Below are 24,270 nucleotides of genomic sequence, written 5' to 3' on the forward strand. Positions count from 1 at the left end.
TGCACCTTATTCCCGCGCCACAAACACATCCGCCAGCAATTGATTACGCGGCAGCCCTGCCAGATACAAACGCTTGGCAAATATCTCCACGCTCTCGGCACTGCCACACAACAACGCCATCGCATGCCGCGACAACAGGCGCAGCTCGGCCAGGGTCGTCTCCAGCGCCTGCACGGTAATCAGTTGAACAAGCAACTGTGGATAACGCTCAGCCAGGGCTTGCAGCTCATTGGCCAGATAGTGCTGCTGGCTGTCATGGGCCAGATGAATCAGGCGGATGGTGCCCAGATGCTCCTGACGCAACGCCTCACGCAATACGCCCCACAACGGGCCCAGCCCGGTACCGGCAGCCAGCAAGAGCAGAGGTTTTTCCTGCCAGTCAGGGTCATAGCGCAGTGCCCCTCCGCGCAGTTCGCCGAGCCTCAACGTGTCACCGACCCGCAGCTGTCGGGCGACGTCGCGGAAGGCCCCGGACTGGTGGCAGTCGATATGAAATTCCAGAAACGGGTCCTCGCCCGGAAGGCTCGCCAGCGAATAAGGCCGGGCGACACCGCTGTCAGTCCACAACACCTGGTGTTGCCCGGCGCTATAGCGCAGAGGTCGCGCAGGCTCCAGACGCAAACGCAGCACGGTCGGGCAGAGCCAGTCGCAGCCCACTACTGTCGCAGGCAGGCCGTCACGCTGCGGGTCAAACACCTCGACAGCCAGGTCACCGACCACTCGGCACTGGCAGGCGAGCCGCCAACCCTGCTGGCGCTTTTCAGCGGGCAAGGCGTCGGGCAACGCGTCCTCAGGCTCGCCTTTGACACAGCGCACCAGGCACGCATGGCAACTGCCGGCACGACAGCTATAGGGAACCGGCACACCGGCATGGTTCAGGGCGTCGAGCAGATTGCTGGCCGATGGTAACGACCAGCTACGCTCACCAACATGCAATTGAGGCATTCAGGCGGCCTGTGCAGAAAATAACGGCGATTGTACAGACTGGCCTGTCGGGCGGGTTATACTGCCGCGCCTTTTTGCGCCCGCTACGGCTAACCTGACAGCTCTGGTTCAAGCCGCAGTTCCAGACTGCCGCCGATAGCGTAATTGAATGTTCCCGTCCTTACAGAGGAGCGCGCCGCATGACCGTGATCAAGCAAGACGACCTGATTCAGAGCGTTGCAGACGCACTGCAGTTCATTTCCTACTACCACCCCGTGGATTTCATCCAGGCCATGCACGAGGCGTATCTGCGTGAAGAGTCGCCTGCCGCTCGCGACTCCATCGCTCAGATCCTGATCAACTCGCGCATGTGCGCGACCGGTCATCGCCCGATCTGCCAGGACACCGGTATCGTTACCGTTTTCGTACGCGTGGGTATGGATGTTCGCTGGGATGGCGCCACCATGGGCCTGGACGACATGATCAACGAAGGCGTGCGTCGCGCTTACAACCTGCCTGAAAACGTGCTGCGTGCCTCGATCCTCGCCGACCCGGCAGGCGCTCGCAAAAACACCAAGGACAACACCCCGGCTGTTATCCACTACTCCATCGTTCCAGGTAATACCGTGGAAGTGGACGTCGCGGCGAAAGGCGGTGGTTCGGAAAACAAATCGAAGATGGCGATGCTCAACCCGTCCGACTCGATCGTCGACTGGGTCCTGAAAACCGTTCCAACCATGGGCGCAGGCTGGTGCCCACCGGGCATGCTCGGCATCGGCATCGGCGGCACCGCGGAAAAGGCAGCGGTCATGGCCAAGGAAGTGTTGATGGAGTCCATCGACATTCATGAGCTGAAGGCCCGTGGCCCGCAGAACCGCATCGAAGAGATGCGTCTGGAACTGTTCGAAAAGGTCAACCAGCTGGGCATAGGCGCTCAGGGCCTGGGCGGTCTGACCACCGTGCTCGACGTCAAGATCATGGATTACCCGACCCATGCTGCGTCGCTGCCGGTGTGCATGATCCCTAACTGCGCGGCCACCCGCCACGCGCACTTCGTACTCGACGGCAGCGGCCCTGCCTCGCTGGAAGCGCCGTCGCTGGACGCCTACCCGGAAATCGTCTGGGAAGCTGGCCCATCGGCCCGCCGAGTCAACCTCGACACCCTGACCCCGGAAGAAGTGCAAAGCTGGAAGCCGGGCGAAACCGTGCTGCTCAACGGCAAGATGCTTACCGGCCGCGACGCCGCGCACAAGCGCATGGTCGAAATGCTCAACAAGGGCGAAACCCTGCCGGTCGACCTCAAGGGTCGTTTCATCTACTACGTCGGCCCGGTTGATCCGGTACGCGAAGAAGTCGTTGGCCCGGCAGGCCCGACCACGGCCACGCGGATGGATAAGTTCACCCGCCAGATCCTCGACCAGACCGGCCTGCTGGGCATGATCGGCAAATCCGAACGCGGCCCGACCGCCATCGACGCAATCCGCGACCACAAAGCCGTGTACCTGATGGCCGTCGGCGGCGCTGCGTACTTGGTGGCTCAGGCGATCAAGAAATCCCGAGTCGTGGCCTTCGCCGAACTGGGCATGGAAGCGATCTACGAGTTCGAGGTCAAAGACATGCCGGTGACCGTTGCGGTGGACAGCACGGGTGAATCCGTACACATCACCGGCCCGCAGATCTGGCAGAAGAAGATCAGCGACAGTCTGGCGGTGGAAGTGCAGTAAGTAACGATGGCAGCAAGCCCGGAAAACAGGTCGGGCTTGCTGCATTAGCTTCGGAGTGCAGTGCCTTACCCCACGCAATCACCCACAACTAAATCGAATAAAGACGCACTGGAATGGCATTTTTTTTGAAAAAAGCTACAGTTGAAGGATCCGACCTTGCTGTGTCCAGTTCAGAGAACTTCTCGAACTTCAAAAACTTCATATCTCGCCATTTTACGGGCGCATGCGACTGCCACTCGATATAGTTGGAGGACCCAGAGATTGGCACGGTAATTTCCTGGCCACTCATGTTTTCGTTGAGCGCCTCCCATGTATCTGCACGCATATCACGTATCAGCGGAAATACATTACAGGCTGAGGCAAGGTTATTCATGCTCGCACTCATCATCTTCATCCATGAAGGTTTGGTAAACAGCTTGTTTCCGGCAGAAAAAAATCAGCGATAGTCTGGCGGTCGTAGTACAGCAAGAAAGCCTTTAGCCGCCCCCATGCCAGCCTCCCATAGCACGGGTAGCCAGTCACCTCATATCAGAACAACTTTCCCCAGCGTCTGAGACTGCTTTTTACCGTCGATTCCGCAAGCATAATACTTAACATCGCCAAGCTGTCTGCATTGTTCATCAACAAGTTGGTCCGCACTGCGGGGTCGCTCAAACGCTCGATTTTCATGTCCTGCATGCTCTTGACCTCGAAGAGTCTCAGGGCCCTCTCGGTACTCAATACATTCTTTCCTATCATCCGCTCGACACTTCTGAACATGTGGGCGTTCTTACGCCCGTAAGAATACTCCATCGCTGAATTAAGCCCGCCTTCAAGGTGCTGTATGTAGCTGTCCTCACTGATCGCTGCCGCTTTTTCGTCCCGGAGACCCGCTGCCAGATACCCGAAATCAAGAATTTTGTTATTGAGAACTGTGTGAGAAACTTCATGCCCAAGCGTGATTGATGTACCCGCAACGTGGACGTTTAAAAGATCCTCGACCATGAAAATGCGTTTATGCTGATCCTCAAGATCAATAAATGCATCCGTCCCCGAATAGTTTTTCATTATGGCTATCTGATTGTAATGCCCCCCAGCTTCATTGTAGTCTTTCAGCATGCAAGCCGTTGTACTGTATGTTTCAGCCAGTTCGCCACGCCTCTCCTTGGCGCCGTCCCCCAACACGTAACTCATCAATAGCTCAGGCAGTTGCGCTATCGCCGGTGCTGCGAGGGTTTTTGAACTTTCACTCCATGCAGAGTAAGCGAGTTTGAACGCGCGGTTCAAATGATCAGGTTCAGTTTTAGGAAGCTTCGATATTTCGCTTCTACCTCGCGCGAGGATGCCGGTGTCAAATAATACATCACGCTCTACACTGTCTCTCCGCCCACGATATTCCCCGGTCAGTCCATAAGGATCTGTGTAAGCTGTCGGATTATTCCGAACCATTGCATAAAAATTCAACCCATCCACATCCCCCGCCGGGTCCGGATTGATCCAGCGTTGCAACCACGGCGCGTAATACCTGAACCCATAGTAATAAAGCCCACTCGCGTCGTGCTCCTTGCCCGAATAACGCACCGTCTTGTACTTCGCTTCCACTGCACTGCGCGCCGCCCACCAGGCCGTGCCGCCAAACGGGTAGTAGCTTTCCTGACTGATAAGACCGCCTTGATGATCCAGTTCCAGCGTGCTCGATCCCAAGTGATCACCCAGGCTGTAACGCACCTGATTATTTGCGATGCCGTCCGGTTTACCGGCTTCCCAGTGCAACACCCGCACGCTGTTGCGACCGGCCTGAACCGTAACGACATGAAGGATTTCGCCATCGGCTGTGGTGCGAATTTCCAGTCCCGGCAGGTAACGCACTTCGTTAGTCAGCGTGCGACCTGATGCCTGCGCAGTGCTGATTTTTCGGCAGCGTTGACCCTGGCCGTCATAGACATAGCGCTCGTCATCATTCGGCCCGTCCCTACGTTGCACAGTGGTGATGTGCTGCAACTGATTACGCACATCCCAACCCATGGCCTGCCCGCGCACCAGTTGCAGCAGGTTGCCGTTGGCGTCAAAGTTTGTGGCGAAATCCACGTCATCGTCATCGTCGGGAAGGCTGCGATTACTGTCGGGGGCGACGTGCATGTTGCGGGTGAAGTTCTGCGCGCCTTCGTGACGCATTTGCAGCAGATTGCCCGCAGCATCGTAGCTGTAACGCTGTTTGTAATTGCTGACCTGACAAGGATCAAGCGTCGGAATAGATTGCAGACCGGGCAACGCCGGACCACGACTGACACCGTTTCTAACCTCACGACCAGTGGCTTCGATCAACTGGTACAACGTGTCGTAACAGTAACGGCTGATCGGTTCGACAAGCTGGTTGTCGCAATATTGATCGGGCTGAGAAGTATCGTTGATGAGCAAAACATTGCCCACCGGGTCATAGCTGTAATTCAGCCTTTGCAACACAGAGCCATCAGCAGATACCGCGCTGAGTTGAGTCAGCCGACCGTCCTGTTGATCATAGGAATAATGACTGACGACGCCATTACCGGCCGTCTCCTGCTCTACCTGACTGAACGCGTCGTAGCGAATTGCACTGACCAGCGTTTGCGGCTGTTCGGTATTGGCCAGGGTCAGTTCAACAGCGTGCAGTTGCCCTGCCAAATCGTGACTGAAACGATGGAAATTATCGTTGGCATCAGTCTGCACCAACACTTCGCCCTGCGCGTTGAAAGCCCAGCGTGTCTGCAAACCGACGGGCTCCAGCAGTGCATCACGATCAGGCTCGGCAAGTGGCCAGTCCGGGCTGTCAGGCGACTGCAGAAAATACCGTTTCTCACTCAAAACTCCACCCGACAGACCATAGTCCGCAAGCAAGCACGAGCCTGCCGTATCGTCATGGCGAATCAGCTGATTACATTGATTATGCTCAGCGACGTCCGCAGCTCCATAGCCCAGGCACTCGACAACATGTCCTTGCTCTGTAACTGATAAAGGACGCAGCGAGTGGTCGTATTCGATGCATCGTAGCGTGCCTCGCCCGTCCCGGCTTTCAAGCAACTGCCCCGCATCGCCAATCAGGTTCATTCGCCAACCCGAATCGACGCTTTCGTTCAGCAAAACCGCTCCAGACAGACTAAACCTGACCACCAGATTTGCCGGGATACCGGCTTCGATTTCCGAACGACTGAACAAACGGGGATCACGACCCACAACCGGTCGCCCTGACCAGTCAAAGCGCTGGTGCGTCACCCGCGCGTCAAGAAGCTGCCCGGCCACACTTCTACAGAACTGCACGTTACGCACAGCCAGCGCACGTGGGTCAATGATCGCCAGTATTGGCGTATTGCTATGCACAATCGAGTTCATCGCTTTCATCCATGAATGTTTGATAACCCAGCTATTCGCTATAGCACAACAACGATCAGCACCGTTTGTGCACCCATGGAAATAGCGAAATTGATTATCGAAAGCCGGCTTGTTACCAAAAGGCATAAGCAAACGAATCGCAGATAACGCATTGCTTTTTATGGATATTTAACCCTTCTCGCGCAATAGCTGTCATTTGTATCAGGTAGACGACGACCGCCTTTTGAACAACGCTTGAGCCATGATTAATGAGGCGCCGAACATGACAAAACCTCCCCTTTCTTTGCTGAACAATCTAGCCAAAACCGATGCGGTCGCCCACGAGCGGACGGACGGCAAGTTGTCTTTCACTGACGCTCTCGCGACGCTGAACATTCAATCGGTCTTCGATATCGTGCGGCGCTCCAAGTCAGCCTTTGTCCGTGATATCTCGCGAATCAGCGACGCCAATGCGGCGCTTGCTTATGAAAATGCCCGCTGTTATGCGACGCAGATCGTACGGCTTTATCGCAACCAACTGGTGTCGTCTGGCCGTACGCAGAAACTGACACGGCGCTCGGGCGTACGCTCGTTGGTAGAGATCGGTCCTAGTTTCCCCAATCTGTTCAAGGAGAACTGGGATCTGTTTTGCAAAGTGGGAGCAATAGAGGCCAAGGACTCGCCCGTTGCATACCTGACATCCTTGTATCGTTTTGCGCTGGAAGAACTGGAAGGCAGCTCTGTCGATTCCAGCCGAATCAAGCTTGATGAACGACGCCCAGACCTAAAAGACCTGATTGTCGATCAGCAAAGCACGTTCACGCCGGTTCCTACGCTGCAGATAGTCAACCAGGTGTTGGGCAAAGCTATAGAGGCTTACGTGGACACCGTGGCGGAGGACAAGGACAAGTCTCTTTACCAACTGGTCGCTGAAAAACAGCATCCGTTCATGTTCCCTTACAACTTTCACTTTCAACAGATAACGCTGGGGCTGGCAGGCAAAAAGCCGACGCTGGGCGAGCTGAGTTATCACATCAGCCTTGAGGTTCCGACGACTTCAACGCCGACTGATGACTTTGGAAAAGTGCAGCAATCCAGCGCCGTCGCACAGGCCCTGATGAGCGGTTTAGGCCCTGAACAACAGGCAATCGCGCTTGAACCTGCAGTGGCAGCCGAGCCGGAGGCGATCAACCGTTTCTTCAACACAAAATACGACATTGTTTACGTGGACGGCGCCAGCAATCAGCTCAATACCCTCGATATCTTCATGGCAAAAACGGATCTCGACAGTGACGCAGTAGAAGCCCTTCTTGCCACAGGCAGTCACACCCCTTACCGCTCAGCCAATATCCAGTCGGCCGGGCAAACCGCCGACGCAACGCCGTCACCCGATGAAAGCCCGGCTGCAATCGGGACTCGATTTGGTGCTGAATACGTCAATGGCCCAGCCGTCGAGCCAGCAATGGAACTGCTCAAGGAAGCCGATGGTGTCGTACGCCTGACCAACACCAGCGTGGACCGCTTCGACCGCCTGCAACGCATGATTCGTTTGCAACGCTGGATGAACATTCCTTTTACAACGCTGGATACGTTGATCATCGCGGTCATTCGTTCGGAAGGTGATGCGAACTCTCCGGGAGTCCTGACTGCAAACACACTGCGCGCGCTGGGCGTCTACCGTTACTTGAGCAAACATTACAACCTCACGCCCGAAGAGTTTGCCAGTTTTGTTCATTGCATGGCTGGCGAGGCAAGCGATGGTCGCTTACCTCTGTTCGACCGGGTATTCAACAACCCGATCCTGTTCGACACCCCGTTGTTTTTAAACGGATCACCCCTTTATCTGGATAACGAAAGTAGCGAGCATATCAAGGCTCGCGCGCAGTTAAGCGCCGCCCTGCATTTATCCAGTACGCAGGAAGGCTTGTGGCTGCTGGTCGTTGATACTCGCGATCTGCTTGAAGGCACAAGTACCGATTTCAAACTCAAATTGAGTATGGTTTCTTCGCTGTATCGCCAGACCCGTATTGCTTCGATGTTCGGCCTGACAGTCCAGGATAGCCGGGCACTGATCGACCTGCTGGGCGGTGAACCTTACCGGGCAAACATTGTGAAAGGCAGACTGGGAAGCGCTCCGGCCGAGACAGACAGCGATGCCGAACCCGACGTGCTCGATATCCTGATGCAACTGGACTGGGCCGTTACCTGGCTCAAGGCTTATGGTCAGAACGTTGCCACACTGCGCCGTCAATTGGGCGTGGATATGACCGAACCAGCGACATCGCAGGAGCTGGCCGGTCAGCTTGAACAGTTGACCGATGACGCTCTTGCAGTTGCACTGACTGACCAACAACTTGCGTCACTGAACCTTCCAACCTATGACGACGAGGGCTCGGTGATCGAATGGTGGGCTGTAATAGCGCCGCTGATCGACTCACACGGGCTGGTAGTAGCCCAACCGTTGGATGAAGAGCCTGCTGTCAGTATCCGTCAGGCAATCCTTACACAACTCACCTCTATTAGACTTGGCGATTCGCTGAAGAGCGAACTTGCCGCAAAACTTGAAGTGTTCGTCTTCAACGGCTACCTGACCCAGCATCGCCTGATGGAAGGTCTGATGCAAACCGTCGCGGGTTTGCCACTTGATCGTTGCGAACCGGTACTGCGCTGGTCAGGCAGTAGCGTGGACGTGTTTCTCGGCTCGCTCATGGAGGGCACCGAAGTAAAGCTGACGGAACTGATGCGCTATGCAGAAGTTAATCAGCAGTTAGGACTGAGTGCCCAGGCACTGCGCACGTTTCTGATCAACCCGCACTGGTTGCATACAGGTTTTGACAGCCCGCTTCCTCTCTCTTTGAGCAGCCTGTACCTGCTGGACCGCTATCGCAACTGGCGTGACCAGAGTGGTCACCCGGAAGACGCTTTGCTCGATTATTTCAAACAAGCGAATGGCGGTTCAAAGGACAAGGCGCACTGTGCTGCGCTGCTGGCAGCACTCACACACTGGACGTCGTCCGAAGTGCTGGCGGCGACTGTATTACTCACTGCTTCAGATGAAATCGCGTCTTCCATGCACGAGGTGGACTGGCTGAACCGAATGCACAGCGCCAGTGAACTCACAGGGCTCTCGGCTGGACAATTACTGTTGGCCACGGACCTGACAGTGACCAGTCCTGCCACGCAGTGGAAGTCCACAGGCGAAGCCGTTATATCCGGCAACCGTTGATCTGCACTTAACCTGTTCAATGCCATGGAGGCCTGATCATGTCCAATACCGTGGAAAGCCGGATCAACGAATCCTTTCGTGATGCGCTGGTGGCTTATTACCTGAGTGAAGTTGTACCCAACTCTCCACTGCTCAGTCGCCTGGGCCTGGACCAGCGTTTGAAAACGGCCAATGACCTGTATGAGTTTTTCCTGCTCGACAATCAGGTCGGCAATGAGGTCCAGACCAGCCATGTCGCATCAGTAATCAGCAGCCTGCAACAACTCATCAATGGCACCTTGCTGGGCATGGAGCCGGGCTACGACACCCTGCTGCCTACCGAGGCACGGTTTGTCGAATGGCGCGACCGCAGCAGTCAATACCCGATCTGGGCCGCCAATATGCAATTGGCGCTGTACCCGGAAATCTATATTTCTCCGGCACTACGGCTGAAAAAGTCCAGCTACTTCGCGCAACTTGAAAACGACATCAATCAAAACAGGATCAATATTGACACCACCCAGGAAGCAGTGAAGTCCTACCTTGCCAGTTTTGAAGAGGTCGCCAACCTGACCATTATCAATGGCTACATCGACAGCGACCGATTTGCAGAAGGCAAATATTACTTTATCGGCAAGTCGCGAGCCGAGAATATTTACTACTGGCGCACGGTAGACATGAATGAGCGCGCCTACAAAGAAGGGACTGAAGGGCCGAAATACGATAATCCCACGCCGGGCGCCTGGTCGGACTGGAACCGGGCCGAGATCGGTATCAATGCCAATACACTGGAAAGAACCATCCGCCCGGTGTTTTTCAACAATCGACTGTTTGTAACGTGGGTGGACTTGATTCATGTTACCGAGGAGGTGGAAGTTACGCTGCCTGACGGCACGATAGAAGCCGATATAGATGGCGGCTTCCCTGTCAATCCGCCGCCGTCCATAGCGCCTGTCACTGTGATCACACCAAACGTGCGGCTGGTACTTAATATTTCTTACAAGAAATATGACGATTCCTGGAGCGCGCCGCAAATCTATATGGACGTGACCACACCCAATGCATTCACCCGTGCAGATAAGCCAGTCAATCTGGAAAGAGACCTGAACACTATTGCTATTTACGATGTCTCCGCATCACCGGAGTCGTTATTTATCGCCATGTATGCGGGAGAGACGCTGGTTGAGGGTGATGCTGACGGATCGAGTTCAACCTACACGTTCCTTCACACCGCATTTATCGACAAAAATTTCAATAAGAGGCAAGCGTTCCCCGTGGACAATCATGTTGAAGCGATGGCCTATGATGATGACCCAGAACTTCAGCAACCAAGAGTGCGAAAAACGTGCTGGGCATTTGCACTTAAAAACAAGGAGAATTTTCAGTTTACCTGGAGAGTGGTAATAACGGTACTGAAGGTTAAAACACAATCCGCCCATGACGACGAACCCGCTTGGAACTACAACAACCTGCAAAAAAAAATAGGTGAAATGCAATTAATTGCCGCCCCGGTCGTTGACGAAAAAAGCTCGACTATCACAATAACGACACATATCACATCCGATATAGACGCCATTCACGCCCCCAGCGTACACATGCGAATTACTTACTGGCGCCTGGAAAAATATGTACTCCTCGACCTATATGCAAAACCCTACGACGAACATCATTGGGCGCTCTTGAACGACTCAACATTTTCCACAACCCTGATTATAGCCACTGAAGCCCTTGGCATATTCAGCCTATCAGATGTCAATGGGGCCGCTGCCCCAGAACTTAAAAATTTTCTATCAAACCATGACTTTAATAACTTTCTCTTTTACGCGCCTGCATCGAACTCCGCCCCCATCAGCCTTAGCGGAGGTTATATAAATGCAGCCATTGTAGAAGAGCTAAACAAAACAGCGTCACTTAGAAGTGGCTCTGCCGTTTTTTCAGGAACAGCCATTGTGGCAGGGCCGCTTGTTACACTCGAAGGTACTGGAGAGCAAAAAGTCATTTACCGGCAAGTCGTCAGATACCCTTCCAGCATGAGCAGCCCCTATTCCAACAACCAACTCGATCTTGAAATCGGTTCCCCTGCCGAGCGTGTAAGTGCGCCCGCGCTTTATACTGTCACTCTTCCATTCGACAAAACCACGTTGCTGCCCTACCTGAAAGACACAGCTTTCGTTCCAGAAAAAAAGAATTTCTACATTACGCACGGTGTGGCCGTATTGGACGCCACATCAGGCGACACTATCGGTAATGCACTTAAATCCACAGAAATCGAACTTGCCTTCGCAGCCAGTGACGGGACAGATCCCATAGCGCCAAAAATCAGCAAGCGCGTCGATCAGCTTTTAGGCATCGCGGAATACATTGATTTCTCGAGCTCAAGCATCCTGTTCAGCGACGACTCGACCGATAAACGTGACCCTATCCGCATGAACACCCTGTTCGCCCGCGAGCTGATCAACAAGGCCAACATCGCACTTGAAGCGTTATTGTCCTGGGACACCCAACAGTTGCAGGAGCCGCCTATCGATGAGGACAACATCCCTGACCTGATGGACTTCAAAGGTGCCAACGGTCTGTACTTCTGGGAACTGTTTCTGCACCTGCCGTTCATGATTTCTCATCGACTCAATCTGGAACAGCGCTTCTCCGATGCAGAACGCTGGCTCGGTTTCATCTTCGATCCGGGTCGCAAGAAGATCGGCAATGCACCTGCTTACTGGAACGTGCGGCCATTGGTGGAAGAGCCAGACCCGGATTACTTTCTGCGCTCGCCCATTGACCCGGATGGCATCGCCGCCAGCGATCCGGTGCGCTACCAGAAAGCGGTGTATTTCCATTACATCAAGAACCTGATTGACCGGGGCGACATGGCCTACCGGCAACTGACCCCCGACAGCCTCGGCGAGGCCAAGCTCTGGTACGTGCGTATTCTCGATCTGCTGGGGCCGCGCCCGGATATGAAACTGACCAGCCAGTGGACGCCCATTGCACTGGGCGATCTTGCAGCATCTACAAGCCCGGGGCTACGAGCTTTCGAGCAGCAGTTCGTCAAGCAGGAACAACAGGTACGTACCAGCGCCACCGCCAAAGACGGCAAGGCAACGGTCAAATTCAGCCCGCCTCCCCTTCGCCTGAGCACCTTCGGCAGCGACCCGACACTGGCCGAAGAGGACAACGAACATTTTATCCTTCCGATCAATTCAGAACTGGTCAAATACTGGGACATGCTTGAGACGCGTCTGTACAACCTGCGCCACAACCTGACCCTGGACGGCAAGCCTTTGTCGTTACCGCTGTTTGCAGCGCCACTGGACCCACGGGCCTTGCTCGCAGCCTATGCCAGTGGCGCAACCGAAGGCGGTGCGGGCAGCCTGCTGGCGCAGGAAACGCCGCACTATCGCTACCCGGTCATGTTTGCCAAAGCCTGCGCCGCCGTCGAGACCTTGACCCAGTTCGGCTTCACGCTGCTGTCGGTCATCGAGCGTAAGGAACAAGGGCAGCTTATGGAGCTGCAACAGCAGCAAGTCTGGGAGTTCGCCCAGTACGCTATCGATCTGCAGCTCGAAGCACAGAAAATCGAAGTTCAGACACGCAAGGCACTGGAAGCCAGCAAGGCGGTGGTTGATGCAAGAACCCGTTTTTACGCGCAACTGGCGGAAGAGAACGTCAGCCCCGGCGAAGTCGCAGCGGCCAGCGCGCAGCTTGCGGCAAGGGTTGCCGAAGGTGTCGGATCAACCGCTAATGCTGCAGCATCGGCCCTTAAGGTAGTGCCCAACCACGCAGGTTTTCATGCCGGGGCTACAGGCGGCATGGCTGTCGGCGCTGCGGCGGGTGGAGCTGTCGGCGGTTTTCGTCTGGAAGGTGTGCCGGAGATGGTCGCCATTGCCGCGCAAGCAAGGGCCACACTTTCTGCATCCATCGGCTACGCGCTTGAGCGTACGGAGGGCTTCCGTCGTCGTCTTCAGGAATGGGAACACGCACGGGATCAGGCACTGCTTGAGTCCGAACAGATCACTCTGCAACTCGCCGTTCACGACGCCCAGACCCGCGCCACAGCGTTACAGTTGCGTCAGGCTGAGGATGCTAAAAAGCAGGCCGAGACCGTCTATGCATTTCTCAACAAGCGCTTCACCAACAGCCAGCTGTATCAATGGCTCAATGGGCAGTTCTCGACCTTCTACTACCAGGCCTATGACGCCACGTTCTCACTGTGCCTGGCGACGCAAGCCTGCTGGCAGTATGAAATTGCCGACTACTCGGCCTCCTTCATCCAGCCCGCGGCCTGGAAGGATGCCTGGCGGGGCCTGACTGCTGGCGAGGCCCTGAAACTGAATCTGCTACGCATGGATGCCGCTTACGTGACCCGCAACGAACGCAAAATGGAGATCGTCAAGACGGTTTCGGTACACCAGCTGCCGATAACCGAGGGGGATGATGCCGGGATGAATCACGGCTGGGATGCAGTGGTCAAACGCCTGGCGGAAAAAGGGATTGCCGAGTTCGAAATCACTCGAGCCATGCTTGACGAGGATTACCCGGACCACTACCTGCGCCGCATCAAACGTATCAGCGTTTCGTTGCCGGTCACGGTCGGGCCGTATCAAGATATCCGCGCCACGCTGACCCAGTCGTACAGCGCAGTACAGATGGACGCTCAGGCTGACGGGGTGCTCAAGGAAAACATGCGCGCCAGCCAGCAGATCGCCTTGTCCACCGGCGTGGACGATGACGGACTGTTCGTTTTCAACTTTGACGATGAGCGCTATCTGCCATTTGAGGGCACCGGTGCGATCTCTCGCTGGGCCCTGAGCTTTTCCAACCCCGCATCGCAGCGCGACATGATCGACTCGATCACTGACATCATCGTGCACATGCGCTACACGGCGAAAAGTCGTTAACCGACAGGGAGCAAGGGCCATGGAAGCTCAATCGCAATCGCAGAATCAATCGCCGCCGTCCCTGCAACCGACTGTTGCCACTCCGTCATTACCCAAAGGCGGTGGCGCGATTCAAAGCATCGGCAAGGGCTGGGGATCCGTGGGTACCAGTGGCGCGGCGTCACTGGAAATCGCTCTGCCTATCAGCCTTGGACGCGGCTACGCGCCAGCCCTGTCGCTGAGTTATCAAAGCACCTCTGGTAACGGCGTGTTCGGGCTTGGCTGGAACCTGAACATCGGTAAAGTCGCGCGTCGTGCCAGCAAGGGCGTACCGGGCTACAACGACGATGATCTTATTTTCGGCCCCGGAGGCGATGTCTGCCTGCCGGAACGCGACGACAGCGGCGCGCTTGTCTCGACTCAGGTCAGCAGCTACAACGGTCATGATTTGACGGCGACTTATCAGGTGGTGCGTTACTTCAACAGAGTCGAAGGGGCCTTTGCGCGCATTGAGCATTGGCGCGTGGACAACACAGATCCCGGCTTCTGGCTGATTCACGACGCCGACGGCAGCCTGAACCTCTATGGCAGGAAGACCTCGTCGCGTATTGCCGACCCGGCAGACATGAACCGGGTTGCCGAATGGTTGCTGGATGAAAGCATGAATGCCGTCGGCGAGCACATCCTCTATGAATACAAGCCCGAAGACCATCAGGGCCTGCCAGAGAATCACCCGAGAAACTTCCGCGCCCAGCGCTACCTGAGCAGGGTTCGCTACGGCAATGCCAAGGCACATCCTGTGCTTTACCTGTGGGAAGAAGGTTCGCTGGATAGTTTGCTGTGGCACTTCGACCTGATATTCGACTATGACCAGCGCGACACCCGCAGTGACCCGCCCCCCGAATATGACGAGCAATTTACCTGGCCCGTGCGCAGTGATCCGCATTCAAGTTTCGCCTATGGTTTTGAGCTGGGTAATCTGCGCCTGTGTCGGCAGGTTCTGATGTTCCATCACTTCCCGAACGAGCTCGGAGAAGCACCGCTGCTGAACCGACGGCTGCTGCTGGAGCACCTTCAGACAGCGCTCGGCTACAGCCTGCTGAGCGCGGCGCATTCAGAAGCCTGGGATGGCACTGACTGGCGGCGAGTCGATCAACAACCCCCTGTGCAGTTTCAATACACCGACTTCACTCTTGAGTGGGGCATCTATACGCCGCTGGAGCCCATGGCCGGCCTGAATGACGGCCAGCAATACCAGTTGGTTGACCTCTACGGCGACGGCTTGCCCGGCATTCTGTATCGAGACGACAAGGCATGGCTATATCGCGAACCGATCCGTGATACCGCTGGCGCAGCGGACGCCGTTGCCTACGGAGCCTGTGAATTGCTACCCCGCATACCGACGGCTGATTCAGCCACACCGGTTCGTCAGACCCTCACAGATCTGACTGGCGACGGGCGGCTGGACTGGGTAGTCGCCCAGCCGGGAATGGCCGGATTCTTCACGCTCAACCCTGACCGAAGCTGGTCGAACTACGCAACGTTCTCGGCTTTTCCTGCAGAGTTTTTCCACCCGCAAGGGCAGATGGCGGATCTGGTTGGCGACGGGCTGTCCGATCTGGCCCTGATCGGCCCACGCAGCGTTCGCCTGTATGCCAACCGTCGAGCCGATGGGTTCGCCGCAGCAATGGACATTCCTCACGACGAGGATCGCCTGCCATTGCTCAGCGACAGTCCCACTGAACTGGTAGCGTTCAGCGACCTGCTGGGCACAGGGCAACAACACCTGATCCGGATCCGGCACAACGAAATCCGCGTCTGGCCGAACCTGGGGCGTGGCCAATTCGGCAAAGGGCAGCTCTTCGCCAGCCTGCCTTACACCTACGAAAGCTTCGATTCCAGCAGGGTACGGCTGGCCGACCTGGATGGCTCAGGTGCCAGTGACGTGCTGTACCTGCAAACCGATTGCTTTCAGGTCTTCATGAACCAGGGCGGGAACGGCCTGGCTGCGGCCTTCGATCAGCTGTGGCCGGAGGGTGTGCGTTATGACCGGCTCTGCCAGTTCAGTGCGGTCGACCTGCTGGGCCTGGGTTTCTCTAGCCTGATACTCACCGTACCGCACATGACGCCCCGGCACTGGAGCCTTTATTACGCGGCCGACCGGGCAGGCACGGTCCGCAAACCTTATTTGCTGAAGGCCTCGGACAACAACCTCGGTGCTGCCGGAGAAGTCAGCTATCGCAGTTCGGCGCAGGAATGGCTGGACGAAAAAAACGAGCTGCGGGCCGCTGGCAGCGTTGCTGTCTCGGAATTGCCGTTCCCGGTTCATGTGGTTGTCAGGCAAACCATGCAGGACAATGTCACTGGCAATACGCTCACCCAGCTGTTCCGCTATCGGCAGGGTTTCTATGACCCTCGGGAACGTGAATTTCGCGGCTTCGGCCTGCTCCTGCAGACCGACACCGAAACGGCGTCGCAGAATCAGGAGGATTTTACCGCTCCGGTATTGAACAAGACCTGGTTCCACACAGGACGCTACCCTGCCAGACCCTGCACCGACTATGACCGCAGCGACCTCGCTGCTCGCTTGCCCGGCGAGCATGTGTTGTCCCGACTCGACCCAACAACCGGAACCGATTTGCCCGTCACAGACGCAGATGACGCGACCTTGCAGGAAATGGCACGAGCGCTGAGCGGCTCTGTACTGCGCAACGAAGTCCTCGGGCTCGATGCCAGTCAAAAAACCACAGTGCTGTACTCGACCCGATCAAACCGCTATCTGGTTCGCCAACTGCAAGCACTGAGCACGCATCGACCCTACGCGTCGATGCTGCCGCTCAGTCTGGAAGTCATCACCTATCGTTACGAGGCCGACGAACTGGACGATCCGATGTGCGAACACAGCCTGAATCTGGCGTGGGACCGCTACGGTTCGACGCTCCACTCAGCCAGCTTCAACTGTGCGCGGCGCAAGAAACCGGGGGACGCACCACCCTTTGCGGACCCTCACCAGCAACAATGGTGGGAAGCATCACACGACGAGGCCCAGCAACAGTTTTACGTGAATGAAATGCGCGCCGAAGCCATTCACCTGGACAGCCCGCAGAGCTGGCGTCTGGGGCTGCCTTACCGCATACGCGGCGATGCCATGCTCATTGCGGCAAGCGCCTTGACGCCTGCGCAGATCAGCTACGAGCAATTCGTCGATCCGTCCGGTCCATTCGCAGCGTTGCCACGTACGCTCACCAGCCTGTCAGTGCAACGCTATATCGGTTGCAGCGATGGCGAGGCGACCTTTGAGGCGCTGGCTGACGCCGTTGAAACGGCTGAACTGGATGATCACGCACTGAGCGCCTACGAGCGAGTCATGGACAGCGCCACTCTGGCCAAAAAACTCGTCGAGATCGGCTATCAGCAAATGCCGAGTTTTCTGCCGACGGACAGCTTGAACCTGTGGTCGGTAAAACGCGGCTTTGCCATTTACGCCGGTCCAGAGCACTTCTTTCACCCCACTACGTTCAGGCCTACACGCAGTCATGGCTGGAGTCTCGTCGAATACGACGCCTACGATCTGTTCGCAACTCGCATCACCGACCCGGCAGGCTGCGTCACCACTGCTGAATATGATTATCGTGTGCTGCAACCAAGACGAATCATCGACCCCAATCAAAACAGTCGGGAAGCCGATTACGACGCCTTCGGCAGGGTATGGACAACCAGCTTTTACGGCACGGAACTGGGTGAGGCGGTCGGCTTTCCTCCACTCAATCGCACCGTACATTACTGGGCTTCGGCCAGCGAGATAGCGCTGCAACCCGAATACGCTCTGGACAGACAAGCCAGCGCGCTCTATTACGATGGCAATACGGCGCTGGGGCTGGTTCACATCCCGCTGGCAACCGCTGCCTTGGTTGCAGACCGCTACCCGGAAGATAAGGACGCACAAATCCGCATCAGCATGGCGTCGATAGACGGCTTCGGTCGCACCCTGCAAACCCGCCAAAAAGTGGAAGACGGCGACGCCTATTCTGTCGATAACTGGGGCAATCTCGAACTGGTCGACGGTCAACCGAAAATTGTCCATGCATCGCCGCGCTGGCGTGTCAGTGAACGGGTGGAATACAACAATAAAGGCCTGGCAGTGCGGGTTTACCGGCCATATTTCGCCAACAGTCATCGGTATGTGAACGACGCATCGATACGCTCACAAAACATCGTCGACAAACAGTTCTACGACCCGCTGGGGCGTCCGACCATCACCATTACCGCCAAAGGCTGGATGCGCCGGCAGACCTATCGTGTCTGGTACACCATCAGTGAGGACGAAAACGATACGGCCGAGGAAGTGCTGGCAGCAAGAAAGGCGGCCGGGCATGGTCAGTAGCGCGGTAAATGCACGTACGCCGGAATTGATCGTTTCCGAGGTTCGTGGGCTGGTCGTGCGCCAAGTCCTTTTACATCGAGCCGAAGCCACGCAAGCGGCAGCAATCAGAGTTACCAGGCAGCGTTTCGACCCGGCAGGCAGGATGATTGCCGCCACTGATCCACGCCTCGCCAACGCCAACCGGAGCACTGTCTACAGCCTTGGCGGCAACGCGTTGGCCACCGAGAGTGTCGATGCCGGCTGGCGACTGATGTTATTCGGCGAGGCGGGCCAGGTTTTGGGCGGCTGGGACGGTCGTGGCACCGAGCGGCAGCTCGAGTACGACCAGCTGCTACGCCCGACGAGGATCATCGAACAGCATCGGTGCGTGGAGCGGTTCACCTACGGCCAGGCAGATGCAGCGGCACACAACCAATGCAATCAATTGATTCGCCATGACGATACGGCGGGCTCGCGCTTGCTGCAGGATTACAGCCTGAATGGCTCGGTACTCAGCGATATACGACATTTCCTGCTCGTCGCCGAAGGACCGGACTGGCTACCGGCCGAGCGTGATCGCGATGCGCTGCTGGAGCCGGTCGGACTACAGACCCGTTGGGCGTTCAACGCACAGGGCGAAGCGCTTGCGCAGACCGACGCCAAGGGTAATACCCAACTCTCCGCTTATAACGTAGCCGGACAGTCGAACAGCACAGATCTGATGCTGAACGGCAGCACGCACTCGCAGACACTGGTCAGTGCCATTCACTACAACGCCTTCAATCAGGTTGAACAGGAAACAGCAGGCAATGGCGTCGCCAGCCTTTATTCCTATGATCAGCAGGACGGCAGGCTGACCGGGCTGAGCGCGACCTCTGCTGACGGCACGTTGCTGCAGCAACTCGATTACAGCTATGACCCGGTGGGCAATATCCTGCTCGTCACCGATGCGTCCCAACCAGACCGGTATTGCGACAACCAGCTTATCGAACCGATCAGCCGTTACCGTTACGACACGTTGTACCAGTTGATCGAAGCCACAGGCCGGGAGGTCAGAAACGGGGCAAGCCATGGTCCGGCGCTGCCCGGTTTACAACCCGTTTCGACGCTTAATCCCTGTCAGGTCAGCAACTACAAACAGCGTTACAGCTACGATGCAGCGGGCAATCTGCTGCAAATGCGTCACGAAGGCGCGCACAACTTCACTCGTATCATGCACGTCGCACCGGACAGCAATCGCAGCCTGCCCGACGATGACGGGGACGTGGATTTCGCCACGCGCTTTGACGCCAACGGCAACCTGCTGCAACTGGTACGCGGGCAGGCCATGGGCTGGGATGTGCGTAATCAGTTGCAGCACATCACCACTGTGCAACGTAAGGACGGACCGAATGATGACGAGCGCTATGTCTATGACGGCCAGGGTCTACGCTGCCGAAAAATCAGCACTGCGCAGGCATCAGGTCGCACGCTGACTGACGAAGTGCGTTACCTGCCGGGACTGGAAATTCGCACAACGGCTGATGGCGAAACCCTCCATGTCATCACCGCTCAGGCGGGTCGTAACAGCGTGCGGGTATTGCACTGGGAAGCCGGTAAACCGGACGGCATTGCGAACGATCAGGTGCGTTACAGCCTGGGTGATCACTTGGGATCGAGCACGCTGGAGCTTGATCAGCAAGGCGGTCTGATCAGCCAGGAAAGTTATTATCCGTTCGGCAGTACGGCTTGGTGGGCGGCTCGCAGTGCGGTAGAAGCCAAGTACAAAACAGTTCGGTACTCGGGCAAGGAACGCGATGCCAGCGGGCTTTATTATTATGGGTTCAGGTATTACGCGCCGTGGTTGCAACGCTGGATAAACCCGGACCCGGCGGGGGATGTGGATGTGTTGAATCTGTTTTGCTTTTTAAGAAACACGCCCACTACGTTGGTAGATCGAACAGGCTTGAGCCCTTTCAACTTCTCTGAAGTACTTAATAAATCAAAGGAACAGGGTGATCCTGTTCAGGCGAGGGGTCTCGCAGACATTACTCGTTTTAACCCTGTTTTTGGCGGCACACTCGCGGTGGCCTTGTCATCCAGTCAAAAAAGTCTCGCGTTCGCTCGTCAAAAAACAAACCAGATCCTGTCTCCATTTGCGGACCTTCAAGAAAGGGAGACTGTACTCGGGCACTTTAGAATCCCGGCCGAGGCCAACCCTGATACGGACTCGAAAATACTCTACATGCTGAGTTCAAGTATTGGAAAGCTGACGTCGTTCATTCAACAGTATGACGGTACAAAAATCGTGGGGGTTGGCGGGTCTCGAAACAGTAAAGCGGTGGCATGGCAATATCCTGAGGACGCAGAGCATCATTTATTCATTAGAGACAGTGTTGTACATGAACATCCTCACATGGTCGCCTGGAACATTATTCATGAGGCATCCCACATGCACCTGCTTACGCAAGATAGTTGGTACATGAATGTACCGGGCACGACCGATGAAGGCACCTCAGGCGCGCAATCTTACAGCGGCCGTCTTGATATTCTGGCTACCGTACAAAGGCTTCAGAAGCGCTATGAAGGTTTTGTCTGGGACGGGCCGGACGCTGTAGACGTTAATCGTAGCGCTTTTGAAGAAACCCCTTTAGCACGTGCGCAAGCCATTTTGAATAACGCTGACTCCATCTCTCTGCTGGTCTCGGTTATCAATCAGCAGTTCAATGGACCTATGGCCAGGCTCACAGCACGTAACGCTAGCCCTTCAGCAATTTCCGCATTGGATCTTGCGTCCCATGCGGAACAAAAACATGCGACTCAACGACGTTTTTCAATTGGATGATGCCGCCAGTCTCACACTCTCCAGGAAAGGGTAAAGTTGTGATTCGCCAAAAATTTTATCGCATGGAATAGCGACACACGCTGCATGGAAAGCCTCTCTTGGCTAACGCCAGGCCCATAAAAGGACGTTTCGTCATGAACAGAGCTATGCATGCCCACACACCAACGCTGGCAGTGACCGACCCACGATCGCTCACCGTGCGTGGCATCGCCTTTCTACGACAGGATTCAAGCCAACCCGCCGATGAGCGCGTGACCCATCAGACATACGATGTGGCGGGACGTATCATCGCTCAGCGAGACCCACGCCTGAGCAGCGATGCGTTGCCCACTATCAGCACACTACATTCGCTTTCCGGCCTTTCTTTGCTGACCAACAGCGTCGATGCTGGCTGGCAGCTTGTCCTGGCGGGCGAAGCAGGTCAAAGACTGGCGAGCTGGGACGGCCGTGGCAGTGAGCGAAATATTGAGTACGACGTTATGTTGCGTCCCTTGGCCATCATTGAACAAGGTCGGATCGTTGAGCGCTTTAGTTATGGCAACATGGACGTAACGTTCGGGCATAACCAATGCAATCAACTCGTCCGACATGACGATACGGCAGGCACACGTTTTTTCCCGGACTACGCATTGCAGGGGGCGTTGCTGACCGAGGCGCGGCAATTCCTTTTGTCGCTCGACGTGCCGGACTGGCCGGTCGCCGAAGCCGAGCGCGATGCCTTGCTTGAGCCGGCTCCGTTGCAAAGTCGGTGGAGATTCAATGCACTGGGCGAAGCCATCGAGCAGGCCGATGCCATGGGTAACCGACAGGTGTTCGGCCAGACCGTCGCCGGGCAATCGAAGACCCTGGGCCTGACGCAGGCGGGCATTTCCCAGCCGCAGGCATTGCTTGCGGATACCCGTTACAACGCGCTCAATCAGGTCGAACAGGAAACAGCGGGCAATGGCGTAGTCAGCCTTTACTCCTATGATCAGCAGGACGGCCGGCTGACCGGGCTAAGCGCGATCTCTGCTGACGGCACGCTGCTGCAGCAACTCGATTACAGCTATGACCCGGTGGGCAATATCCTGCTCGTCAACGATACTTCTCAACCAGACCGGTATTGCAACAACCAGCTTATCGAACCGATCAGCCATTACCGTTACGACACGCTGTATCAGTTGATTGAAGCCACTGGCCGGGAGGTCAGAAACGGCGCCAGTCATGGCCCTGAAATGCCCGGCCTGCAACCTTTGCCCACCATTGATCCCTGCCAGGTCAGCAACTACAAACAGCGTTACAGCTACGACGCTGCGGGCAATCTGCTGCAAATGCGCCACGAGGGCGCACACAACTTCACCCGCAACATGCACGTTGCTCCCGACAGCAATCGCAGCCTGCCAGATGATGACGGGGAAGTGGATTTCGTCACGAGCTTTGACGCCAACGGCAATCTGCTGCAGTTGGTGCGCGGGCAGGCCATGCGCTGGGATGTGCGTAATCAACTTGCCCTGGTCACCCTGCTGCAGCGTAAAAGCGCACCGAATGATGAAGAGCGCTATGTCTATGACGGCCAGGGTCAGCGCTGCCGCAAGATCACGCGTGCGCAGGCATCGGGGCGTACCCTCGTCAACGAAGTGCGCTACGTGCCGGGACTGGAAATTCGCACCACAGCCGATGGCGAAATCCTTAATGTCGTCACGGCTCAGTCGGGTCGTAACCGCGTGCAGGTGTTGCACTGGGAGGCTGGAAAACCGGGCACTATTGCGAACGATCAGGTGCGTTACAGCCTGAGTGATCATCTGGGCTCGAGCACGCTGGAACTGGATCAACAAGGTGGCCTGATCAGCCAGGAAAGTTATTACCCCTTTGGCGGTACGGCCTGGTGGGCGGCGCGCAGTGCAGTGGAAGCCAAGTACAAAACCGTGCGTTATTCAGGCAAGGAGCGCGATGCCAGCGGGCTTTATTACTATGGGTTCAGGTATTACGCGCCGTGGTTGCAGCGGTGGATAAGTCCGGATATATCCGGCGAGGATACTGACCTTAATCTGTATAAAATGCTAAAAAACAATCCTCTTAATCATGTTGACCTGAAAGGTAACGTAGCCATACCCCTTAACGCACATTTTTACTGGGAAGGTGGCGATATTCCAATACCACACCTGCAGAACATGCTGCTTTTTAAAGAAATAAATCCCGACTACCAAGTCAATGTGTGGACATCCAAGGTAAAGCACCTGCTAACCCCATTGGCTGTAATGAGTGAAAGCAACGACCCTGCCGAACGCCATCTGGCATTGGCGCATGGCGATTCGCTAATACAGCGCAATCCTGAAAAGCTATTCAGCTCACTGGGCCAGGCCTACCCAAACGCACAGAAACTCGAAGCGATTTATAGCCGCGAGACAAATGGACCTTATAAGAATTACGCTGCAGCCAGCGATGTAATAGAGCTGGCCTCAACTTACATGGAGGGCGGCCTGTACATGGACGCGGATGTCGCGGTCGGACAGCCGCTCGGGAGCCTCGATGCACCCCATGGATTTCTTGTACACATTGAAAACGGATTGACGTCTAACGCCATACTCGCCTCTGCACCCCGAGGCAAAATTGCTGGCGAAATAATGGACACCATTGTTGACCTTTACACAAGAAGCCCTGGAATGATGGATGACAATGAAAATTACGGGTGGGAAAAGAAACGCAGTACCCCGGGCGAAGGACTATTCAGCCGACTGAAGTTAACCATGCACATGACCGGCCCCTCATTGATCCGTAACTTCCTTCCTGCAACAGCGGAAGAAAATAAAGCATACGCCGTACCTCATGATAAGTTTTTCTACCGTGAGACACCTTACACAAATAATACGCAACTGGAACAACGATCACTGTCCGCGATTTTTTTTCGAAACCTTAGGCACGGACTAAATGGTGAAGGCCGCTGGGCAAATGTTCGCCCGGGCAGAAAAACCTCAATATAATAAAACTTGAAACGTGATACTACACAATGCGTTGAGCAAGGCAATGAAGCCAAGGCATTTTAATCTGTA

At 55.9% G+C, this 24,270-nt stretch carries 9 protein-coding genes; 6 read left to right on the top strand and 3 right to left on the bottom strand.

From position 1 onward, the window contains the following. Positions 1–6 precede the first annotated feature (6 nt). Positions 7–945: an iron-sulfur-binding ferredoxin reductase gene (locus KP808_RS20145; RefSeq protein ID WP_230016757.1), complete on the bottom strand. Its 939-nt coding sequence runs from the start codon at positions 943–945 to the stop codon at positions 7–9. Between the two features lie 179 nt (positions 946–1,124). Between KP808_RS20145 and KP808_RS20150 the strand changes: the two genes are divergently transcribed. Then, positions 1,125–2,648, top strand: a complete 1,524-nt coding sequence (locus tag KP808_RS20150) for a fumarate hydratase (RefSeq protein ID WP_058408086.1) — start codon at positions 1,125–1,127, stop codon at positions 2,646–2,648. Between the two features lie 88 nt (positions 2,649–2,736). Here KP808_RS20150 and KP808_RS20155 read toward each other — a convergent pair whose 3' ends face one another. Then, positions 2,737–3,021 carry a hypothetical protein gene (locus tag KP808_RS20155; protein ID WP_004666155.1) on the bottom strand — a complete coding sequence of 95 codons (285 nt, stop codon included), beginning with the start codon at positions 3,019–3,021 and terminating at the stop codon, positions 2,737–2,739. A 155-nt stretch (positions 3,022–3,176) separates the two neighbouring features. Next, positions 3,177–5,993, bottom strand: coding sequence for an RHS repeat domain-containing protein (locus KP808_RS20160; RefSeq protein ID WP_230016758.1), 2,817 nt, complete (start codon positions 5,991–5,993; stop codon positions 3,177–3,179). A 262-nt stretch (positions 5,994–6,255) separates the two neighbouring features. Between KP808_RS20160 and KP808_RS20165 the strand changes: the two genes are divergently transcribed. From KP808_RS20165 to KP808_RS20185, 5 genes are all read left to right on the top strand, one after another. After that, a complete protein-coding gene (locus KP808_RS20165) occupies positions 6,256–9,198 on the top strand; it encodes a Tc toxin subunit A (protein WP_230016759.1) in 2,943 nt (980 codons plus the stop codon). A 38-nt stretch (positions 9,199–9,236) separates the two neighbouring features. Then, the gene (locus KP808_RS20170; RefSeq protein WP_230016760.1) at positions 9,237–14,075 is read left to right on the top strand and encodes a Tc toxin subunit A-related protein; all 4,839 of its coding nucleotides are present in this window, start codon (positions 9,237–9,239) and stop codon (positions 14,073–14,075) included. A 19-nt stretch (positions 14,076–14,094) separates the two neighbouring features. Beyond that, positions 14,095–18,438 (top strand): SpvB/TcaC N-terminal domain-containing protein, encoded by a 4,344-nt coding sequence (locus KP808_RS20175; protein ID WP_230016761.1) that lies wholly within the window; start codon positions 14,095–14,097, stop codon positions 18,436–18,438. Further along, positions 18,428–21,241 (top strand): RHS repeat domain-containing protein, encoded by a 2,814-nt coding sequence (locus KP808_RS20180; RefSeq protein ID WP_230016762.1) that lies wholly within the window; start codon positions 18,428–18,430, stop codon positions 21,239–21,241. Before KP808_RS20175 ends, KP808_RS20180 begins: the two co-directional genes overlap by 11 nt. A 134-nt stretch (positions 21,242–21,375) precedes the next feature. Continuing rightward, positions 21,376–24,201: an RHS repeat-associated core domain-containing protein gene (locus tag KP808_RS20185; protein ID WP_230016763.1), complete on the top strand. Its 2,826-nt coding sequence runs from the start codon at positions 21,376–21,378 to the stop codon at positions 24,199–24,201. Positions 24,202–24,270 lie beyond the last annotated feature (69 nt).

Source organism: Pseudomonas savastanoi (assembly GCF_020917325.1).
Lineage (GTDB): Bacteria > Pseudomonadota > Gammaproteobacteria > Pseudomonadales > Pseudomonadaceae > Aquipseudomonas > Aquipseudomonas amygdali.